The sequence below is a fragment of the Mycobacteroides sp. CBMA 271 genome (assembly GCF_009729205.1).
Taxonomy (GTDB): domain Bacteria; phylum Actinomycetota; class Actinomycetes; order Mycobacteriales; family Mycobacteriaceae; genus Mycobacterium.
Genome location: NZ_VTHB01000007.1, coordinates 126,449 through 144,538, shown reverse-complemented (window position 1 = coordinate 144,538; position 18,090 = coordinate 126,449). Strand labels below are relative to the sequence as shown.

The following is an 18,090-nucleotide window of genomic DNA, read 5'->3' as shown; positions in this document are numbered from 1 at the left end:
GCTGCGCTATCGGCTGCCGCCGGCTGCCGATACCTTTGCATACTCCACAGGCTCACGTATCGCTACACGGCGAAGAGTTCATGTCCTCTGCAGGACTTTCCGGCGGCGCCACAGCCTCTGTAGCGCCCGCCCGCATTACGATGCGATACGTGGTGGTTGACGTCGCCTTGCCGACCATGGTCCGCACGCCATTGGGTGAACTACGGGGAAGCACCGAAGGCGGCGTTTCCGTCTGGCGCGGTGTGCCCTACGCGCAGCAGCCCGTTGAGCAGCTCCGTTTCCTGGCGCCCGTGCCGCTGGAGCCGTGGGACGGTGTGCGCGACGCTATTGACCACGCGCCGCTGCCGCCACAAGGGAAAACATTCGTCGGCGCTGGGCGAGATGACCCGAAGATTCGCGGTGAAGACTGTCTGACCGTCACGGTGTGGTCGCCGGGCATCCACGCCAGCCTGCCTGTCATGGTGTGGATCCCCGGCGGGGCCTTTGTTTTCGGTGCGGGGCAGTTGGAGTTGTACAGCGGTGCGCGGCTCGCTGCCAACGGCAATGTCGTGGTCGTCAACGTCACCTATCGGATCGGCGCGTTGGGCGGGCTTGAGCTCAGCGCATTCGGAGACGGTTTCGACGACAACCTGGCGCTACGTGATCAGATCGCGGCGCTGACCTGGGTGCGCGACAACATCGCGGCCTTCGGCGGCGACCCCGACCACGTCACGATTTTCGGTGAATCGGCGGGGGCGACGTCGGTGCTGGCGTTGCTGGCCAGCCCGGCAGCAGGAGGGCTATTCGGGCGCGCGATCGCCCAGAGCCCGGCGTTGCCGCTCATTGCCGACAAGGCCTTGCGTGACCAGCGCGCGCACCGTTACCTGGAGCTGCTCGACGTCACCGATCCCAGTCGGCTCAAGGTGCTGCCGCAGCGGGAGCTGCGCCGCGGCGCAGCCAAGCTCCAGATCGAGAGCGCGGTCGAGACGCCGACCCTGGGATATGGGCTCACGCACGGCACGGACCTGCTGCCGCACCACCCCATCGAGGCGGCGCGTCGTGGTGAGGTGCACCAGGTGCCGCTCATCATCGGTTCGAACAGCCACGAGGCATCAATGTTCGCGCGCGTGAAACCGCCGATGCTGCCCACCACGGAGTCGACGGTGAACGGTTACTTCAACCGGATCGGCCCGGAGTACCTGGACGCGATCATCGCCGCGTATCCGGGCTACCCGAACCGTTCGGCACTCGTCGCGCTGGGCTCGGACGCCATGTTCGTGGCGCCCATGTGGGCTTTCGCCGATGCCTACAGCGCCTTCGCAGATACCTACATGTACCGCTTCGATCACACCGCATGGGGGCTCAAGCTCCTCGGTCTGGGCGCCACCCATGGCAGTGAGATCGTGCATGTCCAGCACAGTTATGGGTCATTTGTCGGGATGCTGCTGAGCCCACTGGGGGCGCGGATGATGCCCTCGGTCGGACGCCGCATGCAGCGCGCCTGGCTGGACTTTGCCGCTGGCACGGGGCCCGAGGACTGGCCGACCTACGGCGCCGACGGGCGTCGCACCCGAATCATCCGGTCCCGGTCCGATGTCACCATGGAGGATCCGGACTCCGCGCGCAGGATCGCCTGGGCCCAGGTGCACTGAGTGCGTCGAGGCCGGTAAACGCGGGCCGCTAGGCTCGGTAGCCGTATGGACCAGCCATCAGGGCAGGACCACTAGTCCCGAAAAGGGGATGTTTCGTGCTGCGCACACATGACGCCGGTTCGTTGCGGGAGTCCGACGCCGGGCAGCGGGTAACGCTTGCCGGTTGGGTGGCTCGCCGGCGCGACCACGGCGGCGTCATCTTCATCGACCTGCGCGACGCATCGGGCGTGTCCCAGGTGGTCTTCCGCGACGCCGCGGTGCTTGAGCAGGCGCACCGGCTGCGCGCCGAGTTCTGTGTCGCGGTCACCGGTGTGGTGGAGGTCCGCCCGGAGGGCAACGCCAACGCCGACATCCCCACCGGCCAGATCGAGGTCAACGCCGTCGAGCTGACCGTGCTCAACGAGAGTGCGCCGCTGCCGTTCCAGCTGGACGAGACCGCGGGCGAGGAAGCGCGTCTGAAGTACCGATACCTGGATCTGCGTCGCGAGGGGCCGGGTAACGCAATCAGATTGCGGTCCAAGGTAAGTGCTGCCGCACGCAGTGTGCTGGCTCGCCATGATTTCGTCGAGGTGGAGACGCCGACGCTGACCCGTTCGACACCGGAGGGCGCGCGCGACTTCCTGGTTCCCGCCCGTCTGCAGCCGGGTAGCTTCTACGCGTTGCCGCAGAGCCCGCAGCTGTTCAAGCAGCTCCTCATGGTCGCGGGCATGGAGCGCTACTACCAGATCGCGCGCTGCTACCGGGACGAGGATTTCCGGGCAGACCGCCAGCCCGAGTTCACCCAGCTCGATATCGAGATGAGCTTCGTGGATCAGGACGACGTCATCGCACTCGCCGAGGAGATCCTCGTCGCGTTGTGGGACCTGATCGGCTATCACGTGCCCACGCCCATCGCCCGCATCACCTACGCCGAGGCGATGCGCCGCTACGGCAGCGACAAGCCCGACCTGCGGTTCGGTCTTGAACTGGTGGAGTGCACGGAGTACTTCTCCGACACCAGCTTCCGGGTGTTCCAGGCGCCGTATGTGGGCGCCGTGGTGATGCCCGGGGGCGCCGATCAGCCGCGCCGCACGCTGGACGGCTGGCAGGAATTCGCCAAGCAGCGCGGCCACAAGGGCCTGGCCTATGTGCTGGTCGCCGAGGACGGCACCCTCGGCGGCCCCGTCGCCAAGAATCTGACCGATGCCGAACGGGACGGGCTGGCAGCTCATGTCGGCGCCAACCCGGGTGACTGCATCTTCTTCTCCGCCGGTCCGGTCAAGTCGTGCCGCGCGTTGCTTGGCTCGGTACGCGGCGAGGTCGCGCAGCGCCTCGGCCTGATTGACCCCGACGCCTGGGCCTTCACCTGGGTGGTGGACGCACCGTTGTTCGAGCCGGCCGATGACGCCACCGCTTCCGGCGATGTGGCGGTCGGCTCGGGTGTGTGGACCGCGGTGCACCACGCCTTCACCTCGCCGAAGCCGGAGTCGGAGAACACCTTCGACACCGATCCGGGATCGGCACTTGCCTACGCCTACGACATCGTCTGCAATGGGCACGAGATCGGCGGCGGATCGGTTCGTATCCACCGCCGCGACATCCAGGAGCGAGTGTTCCAGGTGATGGGCATCAGTCTGGAGGAGGCGCAGGAGAAGTTCGGATTCCTGTTGGATGCCTTCGCCTTCGGTGCTCCTCCGCACGGTGGTATCGCCCTCGGATGGGACCGGACGACGGCCCTGCTGGCGGGCGTGTCGTCGATTCGCGAGGTCATCGCCTTCCCGAAGTCAGGCGGCGGCGTCGATCCGCTGACTGATGCTCCGGCGCCGATCACTGTGGCGCAGCGCAAGGAGTCCGGGATCGACGCCAAGCCCGAGAAGGCCGAGAAACCAGCCAAGCTGGCGGACGCGTAACGCGCGTGCTCCACGTCCGGGTCATCGCGCCCGCCGACCTGTCCGATCATGTGGTGGAGTTTCTTTCCACCACAACGGGTGTGACGCATATCGTGCGCGTACCCGAGGTGGCGATCAGTCCGGTGGGCGATGTGATCACGGCCGACGTGGCCCGCGAGACCGCCAACGATGTGCTCGACGGGCTCAAGGCGATCGATATCGACAAGCGTGGATCGATCACCGCGGAGGTGCTCGACACGGTGATCTCGCAGACCGCTTACGAGGCAGAGGACGATGCCGCGGGCGACCCGGCCGATGCCGTCATCTGGGACGAGCTGATCGGCCGGACCCGGGAAGAGTCCACCCTCAACCTGACGTTCTTGGCATTCCTGTGCCTGGCCTTGCTGATCGCCGCGGTGGGCGTGGTTACCGATTCGCCGGTCACCATCGTGGGCGCCATGGTGGTCGGCCCCGAATTCGGTCCGCTTGCCGCGCTGGCGGTTTCGATTGTGCGGCGCAACTGGTCACTGGCCCGCCGCTCGCTGCTTGCGTTAGTCGTGGGCTTTCCGGTGGCGATGGCGGTGACGGCGGTTGGAGCGCTGGCCGCCGAAGCGGTCGGGTGGGTGACGTTGAAGAGCATCCGGGAACTGCAGCAGGTCGACTTCGTGTTCCAGGTGGGGCCGTTCTCGCTGGTTGTCGCGCTGCTGGCCGGTGCTGCCGGGATGCTCTCGCTGATGTCTGCCAAATCGGCTGCACTGGTGGGTGTTTTCATCTCCGTCACCACGGTCCCAGCGGCCGGGTTCGCCGTGGTGGCCGCGACGGTGGGGGAATGGGAAATCGCCGGGTTGTCCGCGCTGCAGTTGGCGGTCAACCTGTTCGGCATCGTGCTGGCCGGGGTGTTGGTGCTGTTGGTGCGGCCCCGAGGTCTGCGCTAGTTCCTCGCTTAAAGAATCTCGCCGATACCGGTGACCCGCTGACCAAACTCTTCGTCCGTGTCGGCATGCGCCAGCGTGGGGTCGCCGTACTCGTATGGCCGCGAGACGAATACCGTGCTCATGCCAATCTCCCGCGCGGCGCGTAGGTCATAGGGATGAGCGGCCACCATGGCAGCCTCGCTGGGCTCCACACCGAGGTAGCGCAGTGCGCGCCGGTACACCGTCGGGTCGGGCTTGAAGCACCCGAACACCTCCGCGGTCAGGACCGCATCCCAGGGGATGCCCAGGCGTTTGAAGAGCTGCACCATGGTGGACATATCGGTGTTGGACAGCGTCGCGATGACAGCCTGCGAACGTAGCGCTGCGAGACCGGCGGGCACGTCGGGCCACGGAACGAGGTGCCGCCAGCTGCATGCGGCGGCTGCGGCTGTCGCCGCATCCGGTCGAGCCAGTCCGAACGACTCGCAGACGTCGGCGAAGCCGTCCGCATACAGATCTTGCACCGGAGTCCAGCGATCGGCGGACTGCGCCAGATTCGCGACGCGGTCGAAATAGTCTGCGCGCCAGGCCCGGGTGAAGGCGGCGGCCGGGGCGTCGGGAACATGGTGGGCAACGGCGCGTGACACGGGTTCGAAGAAGTCGAGAAGGGTGCCCTGTACGTCGAATAGGTATGCCTTGTACCGCAACGTGTTTCCGTTCAGTAGGTGCTCTTGGGCGGGTCGGTGCGGGTGAGGCCGGTGACCTCGATGACGGGAATCGACGACGGGCCACGATAGCTCTGCCCGCCCGGCACGGTTCCGGTCACCGATACCCAGGTGTTCTCTGGAAGCGCCGAGGCCGAGGCCGCCGCGGGCCCCGTCATATGCAGCCGCGCCAGCTGCGCGTCCGCCGCGCAACAGACGATGACGATCTTAGCCAGGTCGGTGCGCTCACCCTCCTTCAGCGTGAACCCGGTGACGGTGATCGTGCGTCCGGCCAGTGTGTCGGAGGATCCTGCGGCGATGCGCATCAACACTTCCGGCAGCGGCACCGCGGGCGCCTCTCCGGGGGGCAACGGGGGAAAGGCCCGTCGCGGTGTGTTGGCGGATGCGGCGACATTGGCCGCCGCGATGGAGCGCGGGCTGAGTGCCGGAGGCACGATGAAGATCAGCAGGATTATCGGTAACACCAAAAACCAGGTGGCACCGTGCTTATGGGTGTGATCGTGGTGGCCTTCATGGTCATGATCGGTGTGGCCGCGGCGCACATCACGGACGATGGCGGCCAACCCCAGCCCGACGAGGACGACCGCCGATACGGCCAGCCAAGGCAGCAGTCCGGGTTTGACGTAGCGGGTGAACGTTCCGGTCACCGCAATCATGGCCACACTGACCCCCAACAGGATCAGCAGCGTGTTTTCGGTGTCGCGCCTCACGATGTCCCCAGCACTGCCAGCCCGACACCGGTGGCGACGACCGTGGCCACCACGAAGGTCAGCGGCGCAAACCGGGCGGCGAATGCCCGCCCGAACATGCCCGACTGCATGGCGATGAGCTTTACGTCGACCGCCGGTCCCACCACCAGGAACACCAGCCTCGGAATCAGCGGCATCATCGTGATGCTGGCAGCGACAAACGCATCGGCTTCCGAACACAACGCCAGCACGACTGCCAGCAGTGCCATGGTGACCACGCCGACCACCAGATTCCCCGCGAGATGCTCAAATACCCAGGTCGGCACCAGCACATGCAGGGCTGCCGCGGCCACCGCACCGATCGCCAGGTAGGAGGCCGCCTGCAGGAAGTCGTGCCGTGCCGCTTCACTGAATGTTGTCCAGCGCGAAGAGGATTGGGTGTGCGCGGCGGGCAGCTTACGGGTGACCCAGCTGTCGCGGCCCCACCGCGACCACGCCATCCCCATCACCATGGCGGTGAGCAGGGAGGCCACCGCACGCGCCAGCACCATCTTCGGTTGTCCGGGGAACGCGACGGCCGTGGCGACCAGCACCACCGGGTTGATCGCGGGTGCCGACAGCATGAAGGTGAGTGCGGCAGCCCCGACGGAACCCGGTCCGTACAGTCGGCGCGCCACTGGCACCGACCCGCATTCGCAGCCGGGCAGCGCCGCTCCGCTCACACCCGCCACCGCCACTGCCGCGGCGGGCCGGTTCGGCAGCCACCGGGCCAGCCGTTCCGGAGTCACGAACGTGGCGACGAGCCCACTCACGATCACGCCGAGCGCAAGGAACGGGACGGCCTGAACGAACACCCCACAGAACACGGTGCCGGCCGTCGCCAGCTTTTCGTTGTCATCGACGACGCCGCGTAACCAGCTCGCGGCCAGGGCCATCGCGATGAGTGCCACCACCAGAATCTCGGTCGAGCCGAACCAACGTCGTTCCCGAGAGGCGGATACCGCTGCTGGTCTTCGCGCAAGCGGCTCATCCGTCGTCACCCCGTCATCCTGGCAGCACAACCTGAGAACGCGGCGCGACGGTGGCACTCTGGTGAGGTGACCGATGACACCCCCTTCAACCAAATGCCCACCGCGGTAATCAACGAATTCAACGACGGGATCACCCAGGAGTTCCATGCGAACGGCGGTGAGGTCGGCGGACAGTTCGCCGGCGTCCCGATCCTGCTGCTGACCAACACCGGGGCCAAGAGCGGACAGCAGCGGCTGAATCCGCTGGCCTACTTCGATATCGACGGAAAGATCTACATCGTCGGCTCGTTCGGCGGCGCCGAGAAGGATCCCGCGTGGGTGCACAACCTGCGTGCGAATCCACATGCGCATATCGCCATCGGAACCGACGGATACGACGTCGATGCCCATGAGCTTTCGCGCACGGAACGCGATGCGCTGTATCCAGAGGTGGTCGAACGCGTCGCCGTCTTCGCCGAGTATCAGGAGAAGACCGACCGGGCGATCCCGATCTTCGAGTTGCGCCGCCGCTAGCCGAAAGCACCTGCGCCCGCTGTCGAGAGTGGCACCCTGATGTCATGACCGACGAAGCCGATCCGCACTGGATACCCGATAGGGCGACTGTGCTCGCCTATAACGACCACGTCGCTCAGGAGTTTCGTGCGAACAGCGGCAGGGTGGAATCCTTCGGGTACGGCGATCTACTCCTGCTGACAACGACGGGCGCCAAGACCGGTGTGCGCAGGATGAGTCCGCTGGTATATCTGACCGTCGACGGGAAGATCCTCATCATCGGATCGTTCCGGGGTTCGCCGAAGGATCCGGGCTGGGTGCACAATTTGCGGACCACGCCGCTGGCGCAGGTGGAGGTCGGCGCCGAGACGTACGACGTCGATGCCGTCGAGTTGGACGGACCGGAACGCGAGCGTGCGTACACCGAGATTGTGAAGATCGCGCCGATTTTCGGTGAGTATCAAGGGAAGATCGACCGGGTTATCCCGATCTTTGAACTGCGTCGCCGATAACGGCATCAGCCGGGACCGCGGCGGCGTTCGGCGCAGGCCCTGCGGGTAACGCCAGGTTGTGGTGGGATCAGCCGATGGGCATCAAGGTGGCGCTGGAACACCGAACCAGCTACACATTCGACCGACTCGTGCAAGTGCACCCGCACGAGATCAGGTTGCGCCCGGCCCCGCATACACGCACGCCCGTCGAGGCATACTCGCTGCGGATCACCCCCGAGGACCATTTCATCAACTGGCAGCAGGATGCCTTCGGCAACTTCCTTGCCCGCGTGGTGTTTCCGAACAGGACACGGCGGCTGTCCATCACCGTGGGCCTCATCGCCGACCTGAAATCCGTCAACCCGTTCGACTTCTTCATCGAGGAGTGGGCCGAACACGTCGGATTCGCCTATCCACCCGCGCTGGCCGCCGACCTGGAGCCCTACCTCAAACCGGTGGACGACACCGAACCCGGTTCGGGCCCCGGTGAACTCGTGCGGGCATGGGTCGCCAATTTCACCATGGCTCCCGCGACGCGCATCATCGACTACCTGGTTACCCTCAACCAGGCGCTGTGCTCGGACGTTGGCTACGCGGTGCGGATGGAGCCCGGCGTGCAGCGCCCGGACACCACGCTGGCGCTGGGTATCGGTTCCTGCCGCGACACGGCCTGGCTGCTGGTATCCATCCTGCGGCAGAAGGGGCTTGCGGCGCGCTTCGTCTCCGGATATTTGGTGCAGTTGACCTCGGATATCGCCGCGATCGACGGCCCCTCAGGACCGGTCGCCGACTTCACCGATCTGCACGCCTGGGCGGAGGTCTATGTTCCCGGAGCCGGATGGGTGGGCCTGGACCCCACCTCAGGGCTGCTGGCGGGCGAGGGGCATATTCCACTCTCGGCGACTCCGCATCCGGCGACATCGGCGGCCATCTCCGGCGCCACAGACATGTGCGAGTCCACCCTCGACTTCTCCAACACCGTCACCCGCGTCCACGAGGATCCTCGAGTCACGTTGCCGTACACGGCGACGGCGTGGGAAGCCATCACCGCATTGGGCGCACAGGTCGACACGCGGCTCGATGCCGCCGGAGTGGGCCTCACCGTCGGTGGTGAGCCGACATTCGTGTCGATCGACGACCAGGTATCCGAGGAATGGACGATTGCGGCCGATGGCAGGCAGAAGCGTGAACGTGCCAGCGAGCTCACCGCACGCTTGAAAGCGGCTTGGGCACCTTCGGGTTTGGTGCAGCGCAGCCAGGGCAAGTGGTATCCCGGGGAACCCTTGCCGCGGTGGCAGATCGGCCTGTACTGGCGCCGCGACGGCCAGCCGTTGTGGTCGGATCCGGATCTGCTCGCCGACCCGTGGTCCGGCGACCCCCCGAGGTCCGCCCCAGAGGGCGCCGATCGCGCACTGCTGCTCGCCCTCGCGCGCGATCTCGGGCTGCCCGATAGCCAAGTGCGCGCAGCGTACGAGGATCCGCTGAGCCGGCTCGCGGCGTCGGTCCGGCGTCCCGCGGGTGATCCAGTGGCCGAGGCCGATGACCCCTCGCCACAAGAGGATTCGGTGGCGTGGCGGTCGGACCTGATGAACCGCCTGGACGAGGCGGTCGACCGACCGACCGCCCACGTGCTGCCCCTGCATCGGGGTGAGGACGACCGCGGCTGGGAAAGCGCTGACTGGAGGCTGCGCCGCGGCCGAATCGCGTTGACCCAAGGGGACTCCCCGGCGGGCCTGCGACTCCCGCTGAACGCGATCTCCTGGCAGCCGGCGCCGCACCCTCCCGAGTCGGATCCGATCAGCGCCGCAGCAGAATTCGACGCAGCACGCTCCGAGGCGTCCGCGGTCGTCGTGTCGGCGGAGGGGGTGCCCACCACGGCGCTGGTCGCGGAAATTCGCGACGGGCTCCTGTATCTGTTCCTGCCGCCCCTGGAGAGGCTCGACGACTTCGTCGATCTGATCGGGCGTATCGAGGCGGCGATCACCTGCCCCCTGGTGATTGAAGGATATGGGCCGCCGCCGGATCCGCGACTGGAAGTCATGAGTGTCACCCCCGATCCGGGTGTCATCGAGGTCAACGTGGCGCCCACGGGCAGCTTTGCCGAGCAGTCCCGCCAACTGCAGGTGCTCTACGACGAGGCGCGCAAGGCGCGGCTAACCACCGAATCATTCGACTTCGACGGCACTCACACCGGCACCGGCGGCGGCAACCACATCACGCTCGGAGGTCGAACCCCAGCGGCATCGCCGCTGCTGCGTCGGCCCGATCTGCTTGTGTCGCTGCTGACGTATTGGCAGCATCATCCAGCGTTGTCGTACTTGTTCTCCGGCAGGTTCGTCGGCACCACCTCGCAGGCGCCTCGGGTCGACGAAGGGCGCGAAGAAGCGTTGTACGAGTTGGAGATTGCCTTCGCCGAGATCGAACGGTTAACGGCCGCCGAGGAAGCCCCGCTCGATGATGGTGGCTCCGCGAGCGTCGCTCCGTGGGTCACGGATCGGGCGCTGCGGCACCTTCTCACCGACATCACCGGAAACACGCATCGCGCCGAATTCTGTATCGACAAGCTCTACAGCCCCGACAGCGCACGCGGTCGTCTCGGGCTGCTGGAGCTGCGCGGGTTCGAGATGCCCCCACACCACCAGATGGCGATGGTGCAGTCACTGCTGGTGCGCGCGTTGGTGGCGCGCTTCTGGGAACAGCCGTTGCGTGCGCCGCTGATCCGGCACGGTGCCAATCTGCATGGCCGTTACCTATTGCCGCACTTCGTTATTCATGACATTTCCCAGGTCGCCGCCGATCTGCGCGCGCACGGAATCGCCTTCGAAACCAGCTGGCTGGATCCGTTCACAGAATTCCGGTTCCCCAGAATCGGCACCGCCGTGTTCGACGGCATCGAGATCGAGTTGCGCGGCGCCATCGAACCGTGGCGAGTGCTGGGGGAGGAGAGCGGCACCGGAGGCACCGCACGCTACGTGGATTCCTCCATCGAACGCGTGCAGGTGCGGGTAATCGGTGCCGACCGCTCTCGGTACGTCGTCACCTGTAACGGCGAACCCATCCCGCTGCTCTCGACGGCCAACCCGGACGTACAGGTGGCCGGTGTGCGATACCGGGCGTGGCAACCACCCAGTGCCCTGCACCCGAGCATCACCGTCGACGATCCGCTGCGTTTCGAGCTCATTGACACCGCCAATGCGCTATCCCGCGGCGGCTGCACCTACCACGTATCGCACCCCGGCGGCCTGGCCTATGAGGACCCACCCGTCAACGCGGTGGCGGCCGAATCACGGCGCGGTCGGCGTTTTGATGCCACCGGATTTACCACCGGGCGCGTCGATTTGTCAGACTTGCGCGAGAAGCAAGCCCGCATGTCCACCGACGCCGTGTCGCCCGGCATCCTTGATCTGCGCCGCGCGAGAACCGTGGGGCGCAGGTAGAACAGTAGAAACGGGAAGGAAGGTACAGCCGGTGGCAGCACCTGCTCCTGGGGCTCCCGTCGGCCCGGATCTCGACCCGTTGGTATCGCAGTACCGCAGCGCTCGAGCTCAGGGATCATTGTTTGAGGTAGGACGGCGCGGCAGTCACGCGGATTACGACGAGTTCCTGGCGCCAGACGGCACCGTCCGTCCTGCGTGGGCCGATCTGGCCGAGGGCATCGCCCAGCGTGGCCGCTCCGGACTGAACCGTCTGCTGGACCGGGTACGCACGCTCGTCGACACCGACGGCATCACCTACATGGACCCGGGACGCGGCTCGGGGTCTCAATCGGTGTCCGACGGAGACCCAGCCCCCGCGCATCCCGTGCCGTGGCGGCTGGATGGGTTGCCGCTGCTGCTCGATGCGGCGGACTGGAACGTCTTGGAGGTTGGCCTCACTCAGCGGGCCACCCTGTTGGACGCCATCCTCAGCGATCTGTATGGCCCGCAGGAATTGATCAGTTCCGGCGCGCTGCCACCCGAACTGTTCTTCGCGCATCCCGGATACGTGCGCGCAGCCCATGGCATCGCTCTGCCCGGGCGGCATCAGCTCTTTCTGCTCGGGTGCGATGTCAGTCGCTCCGCCACGGGCGGCTTCCGCGTGAACGCCGACTGGACCCAGGCACCGTCCGGGTCGGGGTACGCGATCGCGGATCGACGGGTGGTCGCGCACGCGGCTCCTGATTTGTACGAAAAGGTCGCACCGAGGCCGACGTCTCCCTTCGCGCAGACGCTGCGATTGGCGCTCATCGATGTCGCTCCCGAGTCGGTCGAGGACCCGGTGGTGGTGGTGCTCAGCCCCGGCATCCATTCGGAGACGTCCTTCGACCAGGCATACCTCGCATCGGTGCTGGGTTTCCCGCTGGTGGAGTCCGCCGATTTGGTGGTGCGCGACGGCAAGCTGTGGATGCGATCGCTGGGCACCCTGCGCCGGGTGGACGTGGTGCTGCGTCGCGTCGACGCCGACTACTCCGATCCACTGGACTTGCGGGCCGATTCGCGGTTGGGGGTGGTCGGCCTGGTCGAGGTGCTCCGGCGCGGCGCGGTGACTGTCGTCAACTCATTGGGCAGCGGAGTCCTGGAAAATCCCGGACTCGCCCGTTTCCTGCCGGGCCTGTCGCAGCGACTGCTCGATGAGCCGCTCGGTTTGTCTGCCGGCCACACCTGGTGGGGCGGCATCGACGCGGAGCGCTCCCATCTCCTTGCGAATCTGGGCTCGCTCCTCGTCAAATCCACCGTGGGGGACGAGGTTTACACCGGCCCCATGCAGTCCGCGCAGACCTTGGAGACGCTGCGGGCCCGCATCGAGACCGCCCCCTGGCGGTGGATCGGTCAGGAACTTCCCGAGTTGTCGGTGGCGCCCACCTATCTGAGGCCCGGCGCGCTCACCGCAGCGCCGGTCGGTATGCGTCTGTTCACGGTCGCACAGCGGGGCGGGTACGCGCCTATGATTGGCGGGCTCGGCTACGTCGCGGCCTCCGGATACACCGGGTCGACACTCAACAGCTTTGCTGCCAAAGATATTTGGGTTCAGCAGCCGGATCGTGATCAGACCGAGCGGGTGTTGACCGTCGCGCCGGTGGATCTGCCTGCGGGACGGTTGGCCGGGTCTGATGCGGTGAGCTCACCGCGCGTGCTGTCCGATTTGTTCTGGCTGGGGCGGTACGGAGAGCGCGCCGAGAACCTGGTACGGCTGCTGGCTGTCACGAGGGAGCGCTTCCACGAGTACCGGTATCGGCAATTCATGGAGGCCAGTGAATGCGTTCCGGTGCTGCTGACGGCGCTGGGCGATATCACCGGCACCGACACCGGAAACGATGAGTTGAGCACCCAGCTGTGGTCGATGACGGTCGATAAGGAACGGGCCGGCTCGCTGGCACAGTCGGTGGAGCGGCTTGGTCTGTCAGCTCGCGCGGTCCGCGACCAGATGTCCAACGACACCTGGATGGTGCTCGGTGGCATGGATAGGGCCATCGCCACGGCTGCAGCCGAATACGACGAGTACGCCCGATCCGGTGGCGGTCCGACCCGTGTCGATGACACCGTGCTCGCGGCGACTCAAACCCAGGTGCTGGCAGGGCTTCTCGCGCTGGCAGGGCTGGCCGCGGAGTCGACGGTGCACGATATCGGTTGGACGATGATGGACATCGGCAAGCGCATCGAGCGCGGCCTTGGTCTGACCGCACTCCTGCGGTCCACCCTGACGACGGTTCGCGGCCGTGCCGCGGAGCAGTCGGTCATCGAATCCACGCTCGTTGCGTGTGAGTCATCGGTGATGTACCGACGCCGCACTCGAGGAAAGATCAGCCTGGAGGCCGTCGCCGATCTCCTGCTTTTCGATGCGGATAACCCCAGATCGCTGCTGTACCAAGTTGAGTCGCTACGAAACGATCTGAAATCGTTGCCCAGCGCGTCGGGAACCTCTCGTCCCGAGCGGCTGGTCGAAGATTTGGTAACACAGCTGCGGCGCCTTGATCCGGCGGATCTGGACACCGCTGGCGCAGACGGACAGCGCGAGACTCTCTCGGAAACGCTCGACAACGTTCATCAGGCGCTACGCGAGTTGTCCGCCGTGATCACGGCGACTCACCTGTCCATGCCGACCGGCATGCAGCCGTTGTGGGGTCCCGATACCCGTCGGAGGCTCCCGTGACCGCGATCCGGTACCGGGTGACGCACCGCACCCACTATCGATACTCCGATGACGTCACCAGCTCCTACGGGCGCGGCTACCTCACGCCACGCGACACTGATTGGCAGCATTGCGAATCGCACGATCTGATCGTGGACCCGGAACCCTCCGACAGCTCCACCGGCAGAGACCTTTACGGGAACTTGAGCTCGTACTTCCACGTCACGGCGCCACACCGCGAGTTGAGCGTCACGGCCCACTCGGTCGTCGACGTCGGTATCCCGGCGCCGCCGGGCGCGGGTTGGGAAAGGGCCTGGGAACTGGCCCGCCCCGCACACCTGGAATCGTCCGGTGCCAGTGCACTCGCGACGGAGTTCGTCCTGGATCTGGTGCCGCCCGAGATCACTGCCGAGGTATCCACTTATGCGGCAGTGAGTTTCACTGCAGGACGTCCGCTCGGGGAGGCCGTTGTCGACTTGATGGGCCGGATATACCGAGATTTCGAGTACCGGTCTGGATCGACCACCATTTCCACCAAGGTCAGTGAGGTCCTGGCTGCGGGGGAGGGCGTCTGTCAGGACTTTGCCCGCATCGCCGCCACCGCACTGCGCACCCAGGGACTGGCGGCTCGTTACGTATCCGGTTATCTCGCAACGAATCCGCCGCCAGGTCAGCCCCGACTCGTCGGCTCCGATGCCACCCACGCCTGGGCCGCGGTGTGGGTGCCGCCGGATGGTTGGGTGGCCTTCGACCCGACCAACAACACCGTCATCGACGAGCGGTATGTCACCGTCGCGTGGGGGCGCGACTATGCCGACGTGCCACCCCTGCGCGGCATCATCTACACCGATTCAGATAGCAGCACCATCGAGGTGTCGGTGGACGTCGCACCTTGTGAGGAATCCCCGGCGGTGCCCGTCGATGCGTGACTTCACCTGCCCGCAGTGCGGCCAGCACCTGGCATTTGAGAATTCGGTGTGTCTGTCCTGCAGCAGCCATGTCGGATTCTCCTTGGCGCAGATGGCGCTGCTGGTCATTGCCGACGACGATGGGCCCGGATTCGTAGATTCGGACAACCATCGGCTGTGCGCGAACCTACATGTGGCCGAATGCAATTGGCTGGTTAGCGGAGCTGGTACCAACACGGTGTGTGCCTCATGCGCGTTGACGCGCACCCGGCCCAGCGATTCCGATACTGCGGCCTTGCCGGCATTCGCCGACGCGGAGAAGGCGAAACGCCGCCTCGTTGCCGAACTCGCCGAGCTGCGGCTGCCCGTCGACGGACGCGATGTGGACCCCGAATTCGGGCTGGCCTTTGACCTGCTATCCAGCCAACAGCAGCAGGTGGTCACCGGGCATCACAACGGAGTAATCACACTGGATCTCGCCGAAGGCGATGACGTGCACCGCGAGCAGCTTCGGATCGCGATGGACGAGCCGTATCGCACCCTGCTCGGACATTTCCGTCACGAGATCGGGCACTACTTCTACTACCGGCTCGTCGAAACGTCCGCGGACTACGCCGCCAGATTCCGCACACTGTTTGGCGATCCCGATGCGGACTACCAAGGCGCGCTTGATCGTCACTACCAGCAGGGGGCGCCGGAGGGATGGGAGGCGAACTTCGTTTCCTCCTATGCGAGCATGCACCCGGCAGAGGACTGGGCGGAGACCTTTGCGCACTACCTGCACATCCGCGACACCCTGGACACCGCTGCATCATTCGCGCTGGCGCCTGCCGGGGGTACCTTCGATCGCAGGGTGGTGGGCCCGAGTGGATTCGACACCATCATCGAGATGTGGCTGCCGCTGGCCTGGTCGCTCAATATGGTCAATCGCGCCATGGGGCGTGACGATCTGTATCCGTTTGTGCTGCCCGGTCCGGTGCTGGAAAAGATGCGCCTGATCCACGAGATCGTCATGAGCACCGGGGAGTCATCCGAGGGCTAATCACCCGCCGGGTGTGGCGAACACGAACAGCGCCATGAACGCGATATTGATGAAGTAGGTCGCCTCCACCAGGCTGACGGTCATGAAAAACGGTGCGAACAAACGGTTCTGCGATTCCGGTTGACGGGCCACCCCGGCAATCAGCTGTGCTCCGGCCATCCCGTCGCCGATGCCCGCGCCAATGGCGCCGCCCGCGAGGGTGATCGCGCCGGCCAGCAGTGCGTTGCCCATGAGGAGTTCAGTGGCCATGATGTGCACCTTTCGTCGTCGTTGCGTCCAGCAGTGAGGCGATGATGTCCACCGCCGCCCCGGCACCGTCCTCATCGCAAACGAGACGTGAAAGACGTTGGGCTTCTTGTCGGTACCGACTCTCGGTGATCACCGCTGTGATGGCTGCCGAGAGCTCGTCGGCCCGCAAGGTGGTACGGGGCAGCGGCGTGCAGGCAGCACCGAGCCGAGACAGACGATCGGCCCAGAAGGGTTGGTCCATGATGCCCGGCACCGGAATTGAGGGGACGCCCGCTCGCAGTGCAGCGGCAGTTGTTCCCGCTCCGCAGTGATGAACTACGGCGGCCATCCTCGGAAAAAGCCACGAATGCGGAACGTCGTCGACGGTGAGGACATCGTTATCGTCGCACGAAAGCCCGGCCCACCCGCGCTGTACCACGGCCCGCACGCCGGCATGTCCTATAGCGGTGGCGAGAGTCTCCGACAACTCGGGCCCCTTCGCGGTGGCGGTGCTGCCGAAACCAACGAAGACGGGAGCCGGCCCACTATCGATGAATTCAGTCAATTCTTGTGATGGTAGCCAGGTTTCGTCGTGGTGGGGCCACCAGTAGCCGGCGAGGTGCCAGTGCGATCGCCAATCTCGTGGGCGTTCGACGAGGTGGTGACTGTAGCCGTGCACGATGGGCCAGTGCCGCGCGCGGGCCGCGTGATAGCTGCCCCGCGATGAGCGGGCCAGCCCAAGGTGGTGGCGGAGATCGTCGATCAGGGGGGTGTAGATCCGTTCCGCGGATTCAGCCACCCGCCACACCATCCGGTTGCCGCGCCCGCCAAAGGAGCGGGTAGTGAGTGGAGGCGGAGCAAAATCGGCAGTAGGACAAGCGGGTTGCAGCGACAGCCCGGCGCTGGGTATGCCGAGTGCCTCGGCCACGTGATACCCCAGCAGGGTGCCGACCGGACCCTCGGCGAGCAGAACATCCGCATCACGTGCGGTGTCGGCCATGGCCTCACCTACTCCGGCGAGCCCCGCGCGCATCTCGTCGAGAGCAGGGCGTGAGGGTCGTAGTCGCGCGCCGTCCACCAACGCCTGCCCGTGTTCTGATGCGCGTGTTGCCGTCTGAGTATCGCCGGGCAGCACTCGGAATTCGAGCCCGGAAGCCTGGACCAACCGTGCATACGGATGTTGTGCGGCGATGACCACGCGGGCGGAGAGGCTATCGCGCAGGCGAATTCCCAGACCAGTGAGGGGTGCTACGTCTCCACGAGTTCCGTATGCGGCGATCACGATGGTGGTCACGGTGCATCTCCGACGGCTCTGGTGAAGACGTCGACTAGCTGTTCTCCGTACCCGGTCGCGTCGTACGCGGGGTCGCGCCCGAGCTCCCACACGGCGCCGTCGAGTGCGGCCCGCAATGCGTTTTTCATGAACGGTGCGGAGACTGGACGGAATTCGCCGCGTGCGATGCCGTCGGTGAAGATCGCCTCGGGGTCCATGGCGGCGAATTCGGCGGGCGGCGACGTACCGGCGGCGGCCTGGTCGAAACGCAGTCCGTCCCGACTGCGGTACCCGGTGATGATCTCCAGCATGGCTATCGCCGCTACCCGGTTGCGCAGGACGAACTCGATGTTGGACCTGATGTAGGCGGTGAGGCGTCCGGTCGCGGTGGATTCTGCACGCACCGCGGGAACGATCACCGTCGCGGCCCGAGTGAAGACCTCGATCATCACGGATTCGATGACGTCCGTTTTCGAGGTGAAGTGATACAAGACCGCACTCTTGGCGATCCCCACGTGTTCGGCGATCTTGGCCAGGGAAGTCTGCGGATAGCCCTCCGCGGACAACACCTCGATGGCGCCGGCCACTATCTGTGCTCTGCGAGCACGTTCGGTAAAGGTCAACGCCTCTTCAGACCGCATGATCTTAAATTAGACCGATCGGTCAGGATGTGCAAGGGTGGTCGGGTTG

The 18,090-nt window shown here is 65.8% G+C and carries 15 protein-coding genes; 9 read left to right on the top strand and 6 right to left on the bottom strand.

Going from position 1 to position 18,090, the window contains the following annotated elements; all coding sequences use genetic code 11:
* The first annotated feature begins 80 nt into the window (after positions 1 to 80).
* The 3 genes from FZI91_RS18730 to FZI91_RS18720 all read left to right on the top strand — a co-directional run bounded on the left by FZI91_RS18730 (position 81) and on the right by FZI91_RS18720 (position 4,434).
* Positions 81 to 1,631, top strand: coding sequence for a carboxylesterase/lipase family protein (locus tag FZI91_RS18730; protein WP_239001819.1), 1,551 nt, complete (start codon positions 81 to 83; stop codon positions 1,629 to 1,631).
* Between the two features lie 95 nt (positions 1,632 to 1,726).
* On the top strand, positions 1,727 to 3,520 hold the full coding sequence (gene aspS, locus FZI91_RS18725) for an aspartate--tRNA ligase (protein WP_162526313.1): 1,794 nt from the start codon (positions 1,727 to 1,729) through the stop codon (positions 3,518 to 3,520).
* A gap of 5 nt (positions 3,521 to 3,525) precedes the next feature.
* A complete protein-coding gene (locus FZI91_RS18720) occupies positions 3,526 to 4,434 on the top strand; it encodes a DUF389 domain-containing protein (protein ID WP_162526312.1) in 909 nt (302 codons plus the stop codon).
* An 8-nt stretch (positions 4,435 to 4,442) separates the two neighbouring features.
* Here FZI91_RS18720 and FZI91_RS18715 read toward each other — a convergent pair whose 3' ends face one another.
* Genes FZI91_RS18715 through FZI91_RS18705 form a run of 3 tightly spaced genes read right to left on the bottom strand, consistent with a single transcriptional unit; the run spans position 4,443 to position 6,915 of the window.
* The gene (locus tag FZI91_RS18715; protein WP_155940592.1) at positions 4,443 to 5,120 is read right to left on the bottom strand and encodes a haloacid dehalogenase type II; all 678 of its coding nucleotides are present in this window, start codon (positions 5,118 to 5,120) and stop codon (positions 4,443 to 4,445) included.
* Between the two features lie 11 nt (positions 5,121 to 5,131).
* On the bottom strand, positions 5,132 to 5,848 hold the full coding sequence (locus FZI91_RS18710) for a TIGR03943 family putative permease subunit (RefSeq protein ID WP_162526311.1): 717 nt from the start codon (positions 5,846 to 5,848) through the stop codon (positions 5,132 to 5,134).
* Positions 5,845 to 6,915 carry a permease gene (locus FZI91_RS18705; protein ID WP_309224148.1) on the bottom strand — a complete coding sequence of 357 codons (1,071 nt, stop codon included), beginning with the start codon at positions 6,913 to 6,915 and terminating at the stop codon, positions 5,845 to 5,847. The genes FZI91_RS18710 and FZI91_RS18705 overlap by 4 nt, the downstream gene beginning before the upstream one ends.
* 9 nt (positions 6,916 to 6,924) lie before the next feature.
* Between FZI91_RS18705 and FZI91_RS18700 the strand changes: the two genes are divergently transcribed.
* The 6 genes from FZI91_RS18700 to FZI91_RS18675 all read left to right on the top strand — a co-directional run bounded on the left by FZI91_RS18700 (position 6,925) and on the right by FZI91_RS18675 (position 15,899).
* Positions 6,925 to 7,371: a nitroreductase family deazaflavin-dependent oxidoreductase gene (locus FZI91_RS18700; protein ID WP_162526309.1), complete on the top strand. Its 447-nt coding sequence runs from the start codon at positions 6,925 to 6,927 to the stop codon at positions 7,369 to 7,371.
* A 44-nt stretch (positions 7,372 to 7,415) separates the two neighbouring features.
* The gene (locus tag FZI91_RS18695; RefSeq protein WP_155940591.1) at positions 7,416 to 7,862 is read left to right on the top strand and encodes a nitroreductase/quinone reductase family protein; all 447 of its coding nucleotides are present in this window, start codon (positions 7,416 to 7,418) and stop codon (positions 7,860 to 7,862) included.
* A 74-nt stretch (positions 7,863 to 7,936) separates the two neighbouring features.
* Positions 7,937 to 11,278 (top strand): DUF2126 domain-containing protein, encoded by a 3,342-nt coding sequence (locus FZI91_RS18690; RefSeq protein ID WP_155940590.1) that lies wholly within the window; start codon positions 7,937 to 7,939, stop codon positions 11,276 to 11,278.
* Positions 11,279 to 11,357: 79 nt separating this feature from the next.
* Entirely contained in the window at positions 11,358 to 13,970 is a 2,613-nt protein-coding gene (locus FZI91_RS18685) for a circularly permuted type 2 ATP-grasp protein (protein ID WP_203448847.1), read from the top strand.
* Complete coding sequence (locus FZI91_RS18680) at positions 13,937 to 14,878, top strand: transglutaminase family protein (RefSeq protein WP_162526307.1); 942 nt, start codon at positions 13,937 to 13,939, stop codon at positions 14,876 to 14,878. Before FZI91_RS18685 ends, FZI91_RS18680 begins: the two co-directional genes overlap by 34 nt.
* Entirely contained in the window at positions 14,871 to 15,899 is a 1,029-nt protein-coding gene (locus FZI91_RS18675; protein ID WP_155940588.1) for a putative zinc-binding metallopeptidase, read from the top strand. The genes FZI91_RS18680 and FZI91_RS18675 overlap by 8 nt, the downstream gene beginning before the upstream one ends.
* On the opposite strand, the gene FZI91_RS18670 is transcribed toward FZI91_RS18675, so the two are convergent.
* Genes FZI91_RS18670 through FZI91_RS18660 form a run of 3 tightly spaced genes read right to left on the bottom strand, consistent with a single transcriptional unit; the run spans position 15,900 to position 18,041 of the window.
* The gene (locus FZI91_RS18670) at positions 15,900 to 16,148 is read right to left on the bottom strand and encodes a F0F1 ATP synthase subunit C (RefSeq protein ID WP_155940587.1); all 249 of its coding nucleotides are present in this window, start codon (positions 16,146 to 16,148) and stop codon (positions 15,900 to 15,902) included.
* Positions 16,138 to 17,421 (bottom strand): glycosyltransferase, encoded by a 1,284-nt coding sequence (locus FZI91_RS18665; protein ID WP_162526306.1) that lies wholly within the window; start codon positions 17,419 to 17,421, stop codon positions 16,138 to 16,140. Before FZI91_RS18665 ends, FZI91_RS18670 begins: the two co-directional genes overlap by 11 nt.
* Positions 17,418 to 18,041, bottom strand: a complete 624-nt coding sequence (locus FZI91_RS18660; protein WP_155940586.1) for a TetR/AcrR family transcriptional regulator — start codon at positions 18,039 to 18,041, stop codon at positions 17,418 to 17,420. Before FZI91_RS18660 ends, FZI91_RS18665 begins: the two co-directional genes overlap by 4 nt.
* Positions 18,042 to 18,090 lie beyond the last annotated feature (49 nt).